This window comes from Paenibacillus jepli (assembly GCF_047238105.1).
Taxonomy (GTDB): domain Bacteria; phylum Bacillota; class Bacilli; order Paenibacillales; family Paenibacillaceae; genus Paenibacillus_D.
In genome coordinates, this window is sequence record NZ_JBDFMD010000001.1 from 1,204,005 (window position 1) to 1,218,745 (window position 14,741).

The 14,741-nt window shown below is 57.8% G+C and carries 13 protein-coding genes; 3 read left to right on the forward strand and 10 right to left on the reverse strand.

The window, feature by feature from the left end:
* Nucleotides 1–142 precede the first annotated feature (142 nt).
* Both ABC336_RS05565 and ABC336_RS05570 read left to right on the forward strand, forming a co-directional pair.
* Nucleotides 143–2,368, forward strand: a complete 2,226-nt coding sequence (locus ABC336_RS05565; RefSeq protein WP_413237727.1) for a ribonucleoside-diphosphate reductase subunit alpha — start codon at nt 143–145, stop codon at nt 2,366–2,368.
* Nucleotides 2,369–2,477: 109 nt separating this feature from the next.
* A complete protein-coding gene (locus ABC336_RS05570; protein WP_413237728.1) occupies nt 2,478–3,515 on the forward strand; it encodes a ribonucleotide-diphosphate reductase subunit beta in 1,038 nt (345 codons plus the stop codon).
* Nucleotides 3,516–4,358: 843 nt separating this feature from the next.
* Here the strand turns inward: ABC336_RS05570 and ABC336_RS05575 are convergent.
* From ABC336_RS05575 to pxpB, 3 genes are read right to left on the reverse strand one after another with little or no spacing between them, the layout of a single operon-like run.
* On the reverse strand, nt 4,359–6,482 hold the full coding sequence (locus tag ABC336_RS05575) for a putative bifunctional diguanylate cyclase/phosphodiesterase (protein WP_413237729.1): 2,124 nt from the start codon (nt 6,480–6,482) through the stop codon (nt 4,359–4,361).
* A gap of 60 nt (nt 6,483–6,542) precedes the next feature.
* Entirely contained in the window at nt 6,543–7,565 is a 1,023-nt protein-coding gene (locus ABC336_RS05580) for a 5-oxoprolinase subunit C family protein (protein ID WP_413237730.1), read from the reverse strand.
* Nucleotides 7,562–8,302: a 5-oxoprolinase subunit PxpB gene (gene pxpB / locus ABC336_RS05585; RefSeq protein ID WP_413237731.1), complete on the reverse strand. Its 741-nt coding sequence runs from the start codon at nt 8,300–8,302 to the stop codon at nt 7,562–7,564. The genes ABC336_RS05580 and pxpB overlap by 4 nt, the downstream gene beginning before the upstream one ends.
* Before the next feature lie 165 nt (nt 8,303–8,467).
* Between pxpB and ABC336_RS05590 the strand changes: the two genes are divergently transcribed.
* The gene (locus ABC336_RS05590) at nt 8,468–8,770 is read left to right on the forward strand and encodes a hypothetical protein (protein WP_413237732.1); all 303 of its coding nucleotides are present in this window, start codon (nt 8,468–8,470) and stop codon (nt 8,768–8,770) included.
* 66 nt (nt 8,771–8,836) lie between these two features.
* Here the strand turns inward: ABC336_RS05590 and ABC336_RS05595 are convergent, their stop codons facing one another.
* The 7 genes from ABC336_RS05595 to ABC336_RS05625 form a co-directional block, all read right to left on the reverse strand.
* Nucleotides 8,837–9,427, reverse strand: a complete 591-nt coding sequence (locus ABC336_RS05595; RefSeq protein ID WP_413237733.1) for a hypothetical protein — start codon at nt 9,425–9,427, stop codon at nt 8,837–8,839.
* Between the two features lie 178 nt (nt 9,428–9,605).
* Nucleotides 9,606–10,025 carry a LutC/YkgG family protein gene (locus tag ABC336_RS05600; protein WP_413237734.1) on the reverse strand — a complete coding sequence of 140 codons (420 nt, stop codon included), beginning with the start codon at nt 10,023–10,025 and terminating at the stop codon, nt 9,606–9,608.
* Entirely contained in the window at nt 10,000–10,398 is a 399-nt protein-coding gene (locus ABC336_RS05605) for a hypothetical protein (protein WP_413237735.1), read from the reverse strand. Before ABC336_RS05605 ends, ABC336_RS05600 begins: the two co-directional genes overlap by 26 nt.
* Entirely contained in the window at nt 10,395–11,867 is a 1,473-nt protein-coding gene (locus ABC336_RS05610) for a LutB/LldF family L-lactate oxidation iron-sulfur protein (RefSeq protein ID WP_413237736.1), read from the reverse strand. Before ABC336_RS05610 ends, ABC336_RS05605 begins: the two co-directional genes overlap by 4 nt.
* Nucleotides 11,864–12,595 carry a (Fe-S)-binding protein gene (locus ABC336_RS05615; protein ID WP_413237737.1) on the reverse strand — a complete coding sequence of 244 codons (732 nt, stop codon included), beginning with the start codon at nt 12,593–12,595 and terminating at the stop codon, nt 11,864–11,866. The genes ABC336_RS05610 and ABC336_RS05615 overlap by 4 nt, the downstream gene beginning before the upstream one ends.
* A 97-nt stretch (nt 12,596–12,692) precedes the next feature.
* Nucleotides 12,693–13,403, reverse strand: coding sequence for a FadR/GntR family transcriptional regulator (locus ABC336_RS05620; RefSeq protein ID WP_413237738.1), 711 nt, complete (start codon nt 13,401–13,403; stop codon nt 12,693–12,695).
* Nucleotides 13,404–13,434: 31 nt separating this feature from the next.
* Nucleotides 13,435–14,403, reverse strand: a complete 969-nt coding sequence (locus tag ABC336_RS05625) for an aldolase catalytic domain-containing protein (protein WP_413237739.1) — start codon at nt 14,401–14,403, stop codon at nt 13,435–13,437.
* Between the last annotated feature and the right edge of the window lie 338 nt (nt 14,404–14,741).

Below are 14,741 nucleotides of genomic sequence, written 5' to 3' on the forward strand. Positions count from 1 at the left end.
ATCAGGTACAATGAAAGCTTGTCAGGTCGAAGAAGGTCATTTCTTGACAACACAAGATATAGAGTGTTAATTTATTCATGTAACAATATATTGTATATCACGGTCTCATAATGAGTCCTTACATAAGGAGTGACACAAGCAATTGGATATTATTAAACGCAATGGCCAGAAGGAAGAACTTATTTTCTCCAAGCTTAAAAAGGTCATCGATTTTGCCTGCGTCGATTTCGAAGGCTGCGATCCGCTGGAGCTCGAAACCGCACTTCTCCCGTATTTCCGCAACAACATTACGACCAAAGAAGTCCAGCGCACCCTGATCCAGGTCGCCGTCGAGAAAACCAGCATCGAGCAGCCTAATTGGCAGTATGTCGCCGCCAAGCTGCTTGTATACGATCTCTACAAAGAATCGCAGATCAACCGCAAGTACGGCTACTTCGGCTATGGCGACTTCTACTCGCTGCTTACTTATCTCACTGACAAGAAGCTCTATGGCGCTTATATTCTGGAACACTACACCCGCGAAGAAATCCAGGAGCTGGGCAACTACATTGAGCCGGAGCGCGATTATCTCTTCAACTACATCGGTCTCAAGACGCTGGCTGACCGCTATCTGATCAAAGGCTATAACGGGGACATCCTTGAGCTGCCGCAGGAGATGTTTATGGGTGTGGCCATGCACCTGGCGATGAAAGAGGCGGACAAGCTTCACTGGGCCAAGAAATTCTACGACGTGCTGAGCCGCCTGCAGATGACTGTGGCTACGCCGACGCTGGCCAACGCGCGCAAGCCGTTCCACCAGCTCTCGAGCTGCTTCATCGATACCGTACCGGATAACCTGTGGGGCATTTACAATGTCGACTCCAGCTTCGCGCAGGTTTCCAAATTTGGCGGCGGCATGGGCATCTACATCGGTAAAGTCCGCAGCCGCGGCTCCAACATCCGTGGCTACAAAGGCGTCGCCGGCGGCGTCGTGCCGTGGATCAAAAACTACAATAATACAGCCATCGCCGTCGACCAGCTCGGTGTCCGTTCCGGCGCCGTAGCGATCTACCTGGACGTATGGCACAAAGATATCTTTGACTTCCTTAACCTGAAGACCAACAACGGCGACGACCGCATGAAGGCGCATGACATCTTCCCGGGCGTCTGTATCCCGGACCTGTTCATGCGCAAGGTGGAGAACCGCGAGTCGTGGTACCTGTTCGATCCGCTCGAGGTGCGCGAATACATGGGCTGGTCTCTTGAGGACGCCTATGGCGAAGAGTGGGAAGCGCGTTACGAGGCTTGCGTGAACCATGAGTCGCTGAGCCGCGAGGAAGTACCTGCCATTGAGATCATGAAGAAAATTCTGACCAGCTCCTTCGAGACGGGTACACCGTTTGTCTTCTACCGCGATACCGTCAACCGGGCCAACCCGAACAAGCATAAAGGCATCATCTACTGCTCCAACTTGTGCACCGAGATCTGCCAGAATATGAGCCCGACCGAGTTCATCCAGACCACGCACGAGGACGGCATCATCACAACGAAGATCAAGAGTGGCGATTATGTCGTCTGCAACCTCTCCTCCCTCAACCTGGGCCGCACGCGTACCAAGGAAGAGATCGAGGAGGTCGTTACCTGCCAGATGCGGATGATGGATAATGTGATCGATCTGAACCACTATCCGATCCCGCAAGCGGAGATCACCAACAAGAAGTACCGCGCGGTCGGTCTCGGTACCAGCGGCTATCACCAGTGGCTGGCCTTGAACAGTATTGCTTGGGAAAGTGACGAGCATCTCGAACGGGCGGACGAGCTGTACGAATGGATTAACTATTATGCCATTAAGGCTTCGATGAATATTGCCAAGGAAAAAGGGGCGTATCCCGTATTCGAGGGCAGCGAATGGCACACCGGCGTTTACTTCGAGCAGCGCGGTTATGAGAGTTCGGAGTGGCAAGAGCTGAAGGCTCAGGTTGCCGAGCATGGCGTCCGGAACGCCTGGATGTTCGCGATCGCCCCGACGGCTTCGACCTCGCTGATCGCGGGCTCGACAGCGGGCATCGATCCGATCTTCAACAAGTTCTTCGTCGAAGAAAAGAAAAATGCAGTCATCCCGCAAACGGCGCCGAATCTGAACGAGGATACCTTCTGGTTCTACAAGGAAGCGCACCATATCGATCAGCACTGGAGCATCAAAGCCGCCGGCAAGCGCCAGCGCCATATCGACCAAGCGCAATCCTTCAACTTATATATTACGCCGAACTACTCGGCCAAAGAATTCCTGGACCTCTACATGGCGGCCTGGAAGAACGGACTCAAAACTGTCTACTACGTCCGCAACAAGAGTCTGGAAGTGGACGACTGCGAGAGCTGCAGCTCCTAAGGCGCTGTAGTCTGCGTTTGACCGCTGCTTTCGAACACCCCGCAAGCAGCGGATCAACCGCGACCTGTAAGCTATGATATCAGCTTGTATACTTTAAGGAGGATCTACAATGGAACTGCAGCCCAAGAAGCTGTTCAATGAGGACGGCGATCGTGACTGGGGCAAGCGCCGGATCATCGGAGGCAACACCACTAATCTGATTGAGCTGAACAATGTCAAATACGACTGGGCCACGAAGATGTACCGGACAATGATGAACAACTTCTGGATTCCCGAAGAAATCCCGCTGGCGCAGGACGCCAAGGATTATAAGAATCTGTCGCTTTCCGAACGCAACAGCTACGACAAGATCATCAGCTTTCTGATCTTTCTGGATTCCCTGCAGACGGCCAATCTGCCCAACATTAACGAGTACATTACGGCACCTGAGGTCAATCTGACCCTAACGGTTCAAACCTTTCAGGAAGCGGTGCACAGTCAAAGCTACTCGTACATTCTGGACAGTGTCTGCTCGGCTGAGGTCAGGGACCAGATCTACAACCTGTGGCGGGAAGACAAAAACCTGCTCAAGCGCAACCGGTTCATCACGGATCTGTACGAGAATTTCATCGCCAACCCGTCGTCGCAAAATCTCGTCAAGACGATTATGGCGAACTATATTCTTGAAGGCATCTACTTCTACAGCGGCTTCAGCTTCTTCTATGCGCTCGGACGTCAAGGCAAAATGCTCGGCACCGTCTCCGAGATCAAATACATCCAGCGCGATGAGTTGACGCATCTGGCATTGTTCCAGGGCATCTTCCGCGAAGTCCGCAAAGAAAACCCCGAGCTGTTCACATCGGTGTTCGTCGAGGAGCTGCGCCAGATGATGAAGACCGCCGTCGAGCATGAGATCGAGTGGGGGCAATACATCACCAACAACCAGATCGCCGGCCTCACCAACGATATCATCGACCAGTACATCAAGTTCCTCTCCAACGAGCGGCTGCGCAAGCTTGGTCTGGACATCCTGTATCCTGAGATTGTCGAGCACCCGATGCGCTGGGTCGAGAGCTTCAGCAACATGAACGGCATGAAGACCGACTTCTTCGAGCAGAAGGTGACTAACTACAGCAAGTCCTCCAACCTGAACTGGGGCGACCTGTAAAGGAATCCCCCAAAAGTGACGTGAGGCTTCGTAGCTGAGGCCGATTACTTTCGGGGGGCCCCCGGTAAAACAATCCCCCAAAAGTGACGCGAAGCTTCGTAGCTGAGGCCGATTACTTTCGGGGGGGCCCCCGGTAAAACAATCCCCCAAAAGTGACGCGAAGCTTCGTAGCTGAGGCCGATTACTTTCGGGGGGGCCCCCGGTAAAAGATTGCCTCGAAAGTGGTGCGTGGCCTCGAGTTCGGGTACTTATGGAGCTCGGAAGCCGCGCCAATCACACTTGGTCACTCAAACCAGCTATTTTGCGGGGACAGTAAGTGCAATTGTACATTTAACAAACGCAAAACAGTCTCTGAGCCTAGCTTAAGTGCAAATCTGCACATATACAGCGGGAATATGGGAGTGAATTGGTAAAAACCACGGTGTTAGATGCACTTTTGCACCTACTATGCACCAGAACGGGGAAAACCAACAAAATAAGGGTATTATTGCACTTATCGTCATAGGGCGGTATACTGCGACTTCCCTACTCTCTACCGGCGCCGAGCAATCGGCGCTCTTTGTGGTGCTCGCTGTCTCTTGCAATCACCAAATCGCTGCTGAGGGACAACCTCCCAGATCGGGGGGACATAATTGGCTTCGATGAAGCATTCTAGTCACGACAGGGCATGCCTAGCAGCCACAGCGCCTCACGGCACCTTAGTATCATAACGGCATTTCCAGTTCGGAGGAATCATGAGTGGCGGAGCACCACTCATGCGAGGGGAACTCACGAGTCATGAAGTATTTCAAGCAAAGGCTTGAACAGGGGCCGGGCGGCCCCTGATGGCATCGTACGGTCAAGTTAAGCGCCTGTCTGGGTAGGCTGTCTCAACCAGGACTCGATCTCGGCCGGCGAGATCGGCTTGGCAAAGTAATACCCTTGCGCTTCCTGACACTCCTGCTCTTTCAGGAAAGCCAGCTGACTGCTGTTTTCGACCCCCTCGGCAGTTACTCTCAGATTCATATGACGGGCCATCATGGCAATGGTCGTGACGATCGCCGCATCATTGCTGCCAAGCGTTAGATCGGTAACAAACGAACGGTCGATCTTAAGCTTATCGATGGGGAATTTCTTCAGGTAGAGCAAGGAGCTGTAGCCGGTGCCGAAATCATCGATGCTGATTTTGACCCCGATCGCTTTGAGTTCGGTCAGCGTTACAATCGCATAGTCGACGTCAGAGGTCATGCTCTCTGTAATCTCCAGCTCGAGATGCTCAGGGGAGAGGCCGGTCTCGTGCAGTATCGATTGCACACGAGCCACGAGATCGGCCTGGGCAAACTGGCGCATTGACAGATTGACCGACACGGTAATCGGCGGCAAGCCCTGATCCTGCCAAGCCTTGTTCTGCCGGCATGCCTCCTGCAGCACCCATTCCCCGATCTGCAGGATAAAGCCATTTTCTTCTGCCAGCGGGATGAAGGCACTCGGAGAAAGCAGCCCCCGCTGCGGATGCTGCCAACGGACCAGCGCTTCTACTCCTACAGTACGTGACGTCGCCAGATCCAGCTGCGGCTGGTACAGCAGCATAAATTGCTGCTGTTCTATCGCCCGGCGCAGATCATTCTCCAGGGACAGCCGCTCGTTGGCTGTGGCGTTCATCCCCGGCGCGAACAGCCGGTACTCATTGCGCAGCGCCTTGGCGCTGTACATCGCCATATCCGCATTTTTGACGAGATCGTCCACGTTGTCCGCATCCCCGGGATAGTAAGCCAAACCTACGCTGACCGTGATGTGGTATTCACTCTGCTCCAGGCGGATGGGCAGCGCGAACGCCTGGACGATCCGGGCAGCTGTCGCTTCCGCTTCTTCCCGGGCTCCCAGTCCGGTGAGCAGGATCGTAAATTCGTCTCCCCCCATCCGAAAAACGTGCTCCCGCTTCTCCACCACCGCGAGCAGCCGTTCGCTGACCGATTGCAGGATCCGGTCTCCTGCGGTATGCCCTAGTGAATCATTGATCGTCTTGAAGCGGTCAACATCCAGCAGCAGCAGGGCCATGAGGGAACCGCTCTCACGGGATCGAGCCAGCTCCCGTCCCAACCGCTCGGATAGCAGCCGCCGGTTGGAGAGTCCGGTCAACTCGTCATGGTAAGCTAGATAGTTGATCCGCTCCTCGGCCAATTGGCGCTGTCGGTAAGGCTGCTCGACGGTGACGAGATAGATGCCTTTGATCAGATAGTAATAGCCGATCAGTTTGTATACATGTCCCGCAACCATAAAAGCATCCGTCCCAGTGGAAGCCGCACCAAAAGAGAGCGTAGCGGCAATCAGCCAAGTGAGCGCCTGAATAATCGTCAGCAGCGCCTGCGGGCGTTCGGTACGGTTGCGGTAGAGGATCGTGAAGACGGCCATGGCCAGACCCGTCAAGACCGTCAGTGCCGCTGCCCCTCGAATCACTGTAAGCGAACTCCCGGATAATAGCTGATCGCCCCACCGCGAGAAAATAGCATACACGCCGGTTACCAGCAAGGCCGCAAGCAGCGCAGCGCCTGCCAATACCGGCAGCCTGCGGCTCGCCGCGATCTGCCGGTCAGGCATGCGGAAGATTGCGAACAGTCCAACTGCGCTGACGATCTGGGACACTGCGGAGAAGACCAGACCGGAAGAGGTGTCGCCGTAAGGAACGTAATACATCATCCCTTCGTGAGTCCACACGTGCATAAATTCAAGAACTCCCACAACGAGATACAAAGCCGCCAGATAGAGCCGATGTGCAGTGAGACTGTTCAGAAAAAAGATGCTGCCAAGCAGCAGCATGGCAAAACAAACGCCATAATTGATGTGCTCGATGCCCGTATGGATCAGCAGATAAGTCCGAAGCTCGAAATCCGTATATATCCAGCCCTGCAGCGCAAGCAGCGCTGCAAAGCTCAGAATGGCTAGCAGAGCTGTCCAGATCGTTTTTTTCTCCGCCCTGTTGATGGACATGGTTTCCTCCCTGATGTTCACAATCGTACAAGCAGCAATCGCTAGCTCACTCGAAGCTCCTTACGGCAGCCGGCCTTGAAGCCCAATCGCGACATGGCGAATCGACAGCTCGGCGAGCCGGTCGAGCTCTTGGGCTTCGGCCAGGGTGACCGGCTGGAAGCGGACATAGTCGCCCGGCTTGGCCTGAGCCAGCAGCGGCAGGTCCGCCGACGCGACATGGGCGATGCAGGGGTACCCGCCGGTCGTCTGACAATCCGCCGTCAGCACGATCGGCTGACCGCCCGGCGGCACCTGCACGACGCCGGGCGCCACCCCGTGCGAGAGCAGCTCCGCACGGGAAGTGCGCTCCAGCATGGGGCCGCCGAGGCGGCATCCCATGCGGTCGGACGCGGGAGCCACGCGGTACGGCTCCCGGTAGAAGGCCTCGCGGGCAGCTGCGCTGAACTGCCCGCTCTCGCGGCCCGGCATCGCGCGCAGCACGATGCCGCCAGGGGCGTCGCCGCCGCCGTAGGCTGCCGGCGGCACCCACCAGGGCGGGGCGGCCCAGCTCCGCCCCGCAGCCCGCGCTTGCGCGGCGAGCGCAGCCGCCCATGCGCTCGCCCAGGGCGAGCCCGCTGCGCCATAGGCCGGCAGCGTGTCGCCCGGGGTCAGCGCGCGCCCGGCGATACCGCCGATCGCCGCGCGCACGTCGGTGCCGCGGCCGCCCAGCGCCGTCGGCACGGTGATCCCGCCGGCTACTGTCACATAGCCGCGGCAGCCAATCACTGCGCGGCCCAGGCGGAGACGGGCGCCCCGGGCCAGCCAGAGCGGCCGCCACGTCGGCACCTCCTCGCCGTCGACGTGAGGCGACATATACGCGCCGCAGACAGCGACGAGCATGTCCGCCCCAGCGAGGAGCTCTGCGCCTGTGAGCGTCATCTCCAGGCCTGCAGCGCCTTCCGGATTGCCTACGAGCAGGTTGCCGATACGGAGGGCGTACTCATCCATAGCGCCGCCAGCGGCCAGCCCGGTATGGCGGAGTCCGGTGCGGCCGAGATCCTGGATCGTCGTGAACAGTCCGGGTGTCATGACACGCAAGCTCATGGCTGTCCTCCCTCCTCTCGGCCTGATGGAGCAGGGGGCGAAGCTGCGACGAAGCGGACTCGGTCGCCGGCCCGCAGCAGCACAGGTTCCTCATCGGCAGGGCGGAACAAGGGCAGCGGCGTCCGTCCGATGATCTGCCAGCCGCCGGGAACAGCCAACGGGTAGATGCCGGTGTGCTCACCTGCGATCCCGACAGAGCCTGCCGGCACACTGGCGCGGGGCGTGGCCTTGCGTGGCTGCGCCAGCTCGGCAGGCAGTCCCGTCAAGTAAGGAAAGCCCGGCATAAAACCAATCATAGCTACGGTATGCTCGGCATCTTGATGCATCCGGGTGAATCGCTCGGGAGACACTCCGGCACGCGCACTTGCTTCCTCCAGATCGGGCCCGTAGCGACCGCCGTACCAGACCGGAATCTCGATGAGGCGTGCTTCGCCGCTGGCAGGATCAGTGCCTGCCCCGGCCAGCAGCTTCTGGAGCGCTTCGCAGACGAGTGCGAACGGTGTATCATGCCGGCCGCGCCGCGAGGCTTGGCGGACCAGCAGCACGGCATCGTAGAATACCGTCACCTGCCCGTAGGCGGGGACGGTATCGATCAGCCATTCGGGGCGCAGCTGATGAAGTCTGGCGGCCAGCGCCGCCCCCTGACTCCGTGAACGGACAGCAGGCGCGCTCACCGTCACTGCGCGGTCCCCCAATGGCTCGATGATGAGTGATGCTTCCTGTATGTGTTCCTTCATGTCTTACCTCTTCCCTGTTCCAAAGCGTCAATACTTATATTGAAGCAAACCGGTAGCGCTTGTCCAGCATTTCTTGCCTAATTTGACAAACGAGCGCCGCCTCTTTATTGTTGGGGAAGAAATGGTGAGCATTCGTAGTTATCGGGATCAGAAAGGGGGGTGGGAATGGAACAGTTTGAGCTGGCCGAAATCCACATGACTTCGCAACAGCAGACGCTGGAGCTGCTGTTTGCATCCGCACAGCTCGTCGTCGTGACGGAGCTCGGTTCGCGGCTGTGGTACCTGGATGTCAACGGCGTCGCCGACGAAGCGCTGCTGCAGCATTATTATACGGCAGAGAATATTACGATTGAGCTGGAGCTTATCACCTTGGGCGGCAAACGTCTGAGCGGCACCGGCTATTTCCATGCTAATCCAAAGCATCAGGCAGCGGCCATCCGCGGCGAGGGAGAACTGGTCGGCCTATAATTCCGTTTTGAAAAGAGACCGCAACGGATGATCGATGATCCGCAGCGGTCTCTTCGGCTTGTTCGTTCAAGCGGCCATGCAGTATCGAAGCAGCGCACGCATCTCAAGATACTGCAGCCGCTCCAGTGCTTGTCGCGCACGGTCGTCGTCCTGGCGCTCATACTGGAGACGCTCGACGGCATCGACAAACCGGTACGGGTCCCAGGCGGCGCCATCGCGCAGCTGCTTCAGCGCAGTGCGCACCTCCCCGGCAGACAGCGACTCCAGCTCCCCTTGCTCCGTCAGCCAGCGAACCGCCTCCTGGTGAAGCTCGGTCATTGCCGGATGATCTCCAGTCTGGCGCATCCAGTATTTCGAGTTGCTGAAGTCGCCTTCCATGCGGTGCATGATACCGTGCCAGTAACTTCCTGTCGGGTGATGCATATCCTGGGACAGCGTATGGGAGCGGTCCAGACTATCGTTCCACAGATGCAGTCCCGATTGGATCGCCAGCACCTTGTCGGCATCAGCGGCCTGCGCGTTCAGATCGTGGATGCGCAGCTCGGCAATCTGCTTGTCCAGTTCTTCGTCCCAGATCCGTCTTGGCTGCAGCGGCTGCAGCGGCTGTCTCGCTTCGAGCAGCGCCATGATTGATTCGATTTTTGTTGATTCGCTCATTCGTCTCTCCTCCCGTGGTCCAGTGATCTGGATGCAAACGTCCTCATCTATTGTACCATTACCCAGCTTCTTGCGTCGCGTCACTGCGGCGTGCGATTGATCCACCATTAAAAAAGGCTGCCCCGCCACGCGGGACAACCATAATCGAGCGTTATTATGAAGCCCACTGCTGCAGACACTACCGGATAATGACAGCATGGACCTTGCCCGGTCCGTGGATGCCGATCGTCAGATCGTTCTCGATATCGGCGCTGCGGCTCGGGCCGGTGATCAGATTGAGCGAAGCCGGCATATCGGCAGCGTCCGGGAACTGGCGCTTGAAATGCTCAAACGCTTCGCCGATCCGCATCACCAGCTGATCCGCCCGGAATATCGCCAGCAGCGCATCCGTCAGCAGGCTGACCGACCGGCCCTTGCCGCGGTGACTAAACAGAGCCAGCGAGCTCGTCGAGGAGACCGCATAGTCCGGCCATACGATGCCTAGCCGGCAGGTCTCTGCTGCCCGAAGCAGCCGCTCCCGCTGCTGCCAGTGACCGTCCTCGCCACTTGGAGAAGGCCCGGGATCGAGTCCGTCAGCCCCGTCGCTGCCACGGCACAATCTCAATCCCAGCAGCGCGGACGGGCTCGTCAAAGCCGAGTGTGATCAGCTCTTCATGCTCCCACCGGGTAATCCGGGTGATGCCGTGCTCCTCGCAGATCTGCCGGATATAAGCAGCTACCGCCGCCGGGGCTTCCGCTTCGCTCACGATCAATACTTTGCCGCTCAACGCCGTCCAGTTCGCCATGAACTGCTCGATGTGTTCCTCCCGGGTCAGCGTACGCTCGCGGTAGAAGTCGGGGACGCCCTTGAACGGCCGCTCCGGCGGCGTCTGACTCGGCGCGCGACGGCCAAGCCGCGAGGCGATATTGTTCATGAAAGCATCCCGGCCAGTCGTCGTGCCGGGTGCGCGTCTGTTCGATTCTACGGTCATGCCTGGTTCCCCTCCTTCTTCTTGCGCGCCAGCTCCTGCTGCAGCGCCCCCCATTTGTCCCGGAACGACTGCTTCGGCAGCATCGGCATAAAGCGGGACTGCGTCCAGCCGGAGAGCGGCGGCGGACCCGACTTGATCATGCCTCCGCGCACAAGCGGCTTCTGCAAATAATAAGCCGATTTGGTAGCCAGCTTGTAGAGGGTAATATTGCCAAAGATCGTCTGGTACGATTTGAACGCGACCCGCTCCGGCAGCGCGGTCAGCTTCATCTTGACCTTGCGGTGCCGCAGATGTACGAGCATGTCATGGAGCGGGATCTTCACCGGGCAAGCCTCGTAGCAGGCGCCGCACAGACTCGAAGCGTAGGCCAGCGTGCCCGCCTCCTTCATATCCTGCTGCAGCAGCGGCGTCAGTACGGCGCCGATCGGTCCGCTGTAGACCGAGCCGTACGTATGGCCGCCGACATGACGGTATACCGGGCATACATTGAGACAAGCCGCGCAGCGGATACAGTTGAGCACCTCCTGGAAGATCGGATCGCCCAACTGTTCCGAGCGGCCGTTGTCGAGGATGATGACATGCAGCTCCTCGGGGCCGTCGAGATCGCCGCTGGCCTTCGGTCCGGTCAGGATGGACGTGTAGGTGGTCAGCTTTTGACCTGTGGCGCTGCGGGCCAGCAAGTTGAGCACGACCTCGAGATCCTCGAAGGTCGGCACCAGCCGCTCCATCCCCATGACGACAACATGTACCTTGGGCAGCGTCGACACCATCCGGCCGTTGCCCTCATTGGACACCAGCGTAATCGAGCCCGACTCGGCGACGCCGAAGTTGCAGCCCGTCAGGCCGATATCTGCCTCCAGGAAATAATTGCGCAGCTTCTTGCGCGCATACTCTGCCAGCACCTTGGTCTCCGGCTCGAAGTGCTCGCCCGAAGCGTCGGTGAACAGCTTGGCGATCTGCTGTTTGTTTTTGTGGATGGCCGGGATGATCAGATGCGAGGGGGTCTCGCGCGCCAGTTGGAGGATATATTCGCCGAGATCCGTCTCGATGGCGTCAATGCCTTTCTTCTCCAGCTCCTGATTGAGATGGATCTCCTCGGAGACCATCGATTTGCCCTTGGCTACGAGCTTGGCTTTGTTGCGCTCGGCGATGTCCATGAACGTCTTTACCGCATCCTTGCCTTCCTTGGCAAAGTAGACATGACCTCCGCCCTTCACCACATTGTCGGCAAACTGGCCGAGGTAGTAGTCCAGGTTGTCGATCGTATGAGAACGAATGGCTTTCCCGCGCTCGCGCCAGGCTTCCCAGTCACCGAATGTATCCATCGCCTGCAACCGTCCGCTCTTCAGCTTATCCGTCGTGAAGGCGACCGCTTTGCGCAAAAACTCATCGGCTAACGCATGTTTGGTACGGGATTTGAGCCCCGTGCCGATACGCTCATCCACCGCTGTATGTCCTTGTCCGCTCATCGTTTCGTTCTCCCTTCTTCGAGCAGCTGCGCAAGATGCATCACCCGCACCGGCTTGCCCTCCTTGTTCAGCCGCCCGCCTATGTTCATCAGACAGCCCATATCCGTACCCACCAGCACCTCGGCGCCGGTCTGACAGACATGGCCCGCCTTCTCGCACACCATTGCCTCCGACATATCCGCCATCTTGATGGCAAAGGTGCCGCCAAATCCGCAGCAGTCCTCCCGCTTCGGCAGCTCGACATACGACATATCGCTTACAGAAGAGAGCAGCTTCATCGGCTCCTCCTTGACGCCGAGCAGACGCATCGCGTGACAGGAAGGATGATAGGTCACCTTGTGCGGGAAGGACGCCCCTACGTCGTCTACGCCAAGCACATTGACTAGAAACTGCGAGAATTCATACATTTTGCCCACCAGCGCCTCTGCCTTGGCGGCCCACTCCGGTTCGTCACGGAACAGATAAGGGTAGAAATGATGCACCATGCCGGTACAGGATCCCGAAGGCGAGACGACATAATCGCTATGCTCGAATGCCCGGATCAGCTGCCTCGACACCTCCCGCGCTTCATCCTGATAACCGCTGTTGAAGGCCGGCTGGCCGCAGCAGGTCTGAGCTTCGGGGAAATCGACTTCACAGCCGTAGTCCGTCAGAATCCGGGCAACGCTTTCAACAACCTCCGGATACAGATTATCCGCCAGACACGTGATGAACAAGGATACTTTCATGAGTTTGCACCTCTGCGCTCAAAGTAAAATCACTATGTTATCAGGTTATCAGACATCTCATAAAAAGAAAAGGGGTAATCCACAAATTGCTGTAGATTCACCCTTCGATATACGCCCGCAGCACTTGCTCGACATGATCAAGATGACTGCGCATGGCCCGCTCCGCCCCGGCGGCATCGCGCGCCGCCACCGCGTTGTAGATGGCTTGATGTTCATCCCACAGCCGGTGCGACACCTCAGCGTTGCTGTACATCTGCAGCCGCCGCGTCTCGCGGATCGCCGTCTCCATCTGGGAGGAGATCGATTCCAACAGCCTCACCATGATGCTGTTGTGCGTCGCCGCCGCCAGCAGCTGGTGAAACCGGATATCGGCAGCCTCGCCTTCGGCTTCGTCGCCGATATGGGCCTTCATGCTGCCGAGCAGCTCCTCAAACGCCTTCAAGTCGGTATCCGTATGCTTTACTGCAGCAATAGCAGCATTTGCAATCTCGAGCGCTTTACGCGCCTCGAGCAGCTCCAGCACGGACTCCTTGCCCGGCAGGAGCAGCCCCGGCAGCTCCAGCTCCGCAGGACTGAGCTCCCGGACGAAGCAGCCTTCGCCCTGCCGGATCTCGATCAGCCCTTTGGCCTTGAGCGCACTCAGCGCTTCACGCATCGTCGAGCGGCCGACCTGGAACTGCTCGGACAGCTCCTTGGTGGAGGGCAGCTTGTCACCGCTGCGCCAGCCGCCAGCCTCGATGCGTGCTTGCAGCTGATCGGCGATCTGTTCGTAGATTTTTTGCGTTCTGATCTTGGCGAATTCCTGCATACTCGTTCCTCCGTGAGGATGGATCTGCCGCTTACGCTTGGCCTGGCGAGACCTCCGGCGTAGTCAGCTTGTCATAGAAGTCGACGACGCGGTCTTTGTCTGCCGAGCCGCGCAGCGCCATCGCCGAACGCGGATGCTCGTCGAACATGCCGGTGATCATGTAAGGGATGATGTAGCCCCACTCTTCTTTCTCGCGGAGCGGCAGCATATGCTGCTCGATCATATCGAGTACCGGACGAACATTGTATCTCGGATTTTTCAGATGCGCCACCAGCAGTTCCGTCGGGCAGTTGCCCGCGGCACGACCCATGCCGTAGACGGAGGCATCCAGCAGCTCGACGCCTTTGTCGACGGACACGAGCGTGTTGGCGAAGGCCAGCTGCATGTTGTTGTGCGTATGCACGCCCAGCCGCTTCTTCGGCAGGTGCTTCTTGAACTTGTCCACCAGCAGGTTGAAATCGCTAGGCGCCAGGGAGCCGTACGAGTCTACGATGTAGACGACGTCGACGACACTGTCGTTGATCTGCTCGAACGCTTCCAGCAGCTGATGCTCCATCACATTGGAGAGCGCCATAATGTTAAGCGTCGTCTCATAGCCGCGCTCATGAAACAGGTTGACCAGCTCCAGGGCCTTGTCTACATCCTGGATGTAGGTGGCGACCCGGATCAGGTCCAGCAGACTCTCCTCGCGCGGCAGGATGTCGCTCTCATCGACACGGCCGATATCGACGAGCGCCGACAGCTTGGTATCGAGCTTCTGCGGGATCACCTTGCGCAGGAAGTCGTCATCCAGGAAGCGCCAAGGACCGGCCGCGTCGGCGCCCTTGAGCAGCTTTGGCGAGTTTTTGTAGCCGATCTCCATATATTCTACACCGGCTTCGTTCAGGCTCTGGTACAGATGCTGGACGAATTCGATACTGAAGTCCCAGTTGTTGACGAGTCCGCCGTCACGGATCGTACAGTCGACGATTTTGTAGTTGATTGCTGCTTTTGCATTCATCGCTTCGTTGCCCCTTTGACATAAAATGTGTGTTCAAAAAGTTCGGTTTTCAGCACCGAGAAGGTTGAATACAGGAGGAAATGAGGAGCGTCCACGTTTTCGTAGAAAACGACTTCGGAAGCATGGCTACGTGAGCACCTAAGCGGAACCTTACGAAGCTAGTTTCCTGCGGAAACTCTTATCCGACTGCATTCAAGATTCGATGTCGAATCCGCTTCTTAAGAAATCACCTCGTGATCAAAAGCGGACTTTTTGAACAACCTCAAAAAATTCAATGAATCATTCTTTCCATCATACTTTAAAGCGGGCGCGAACGCAAAGCATAAATAACCCGCAGT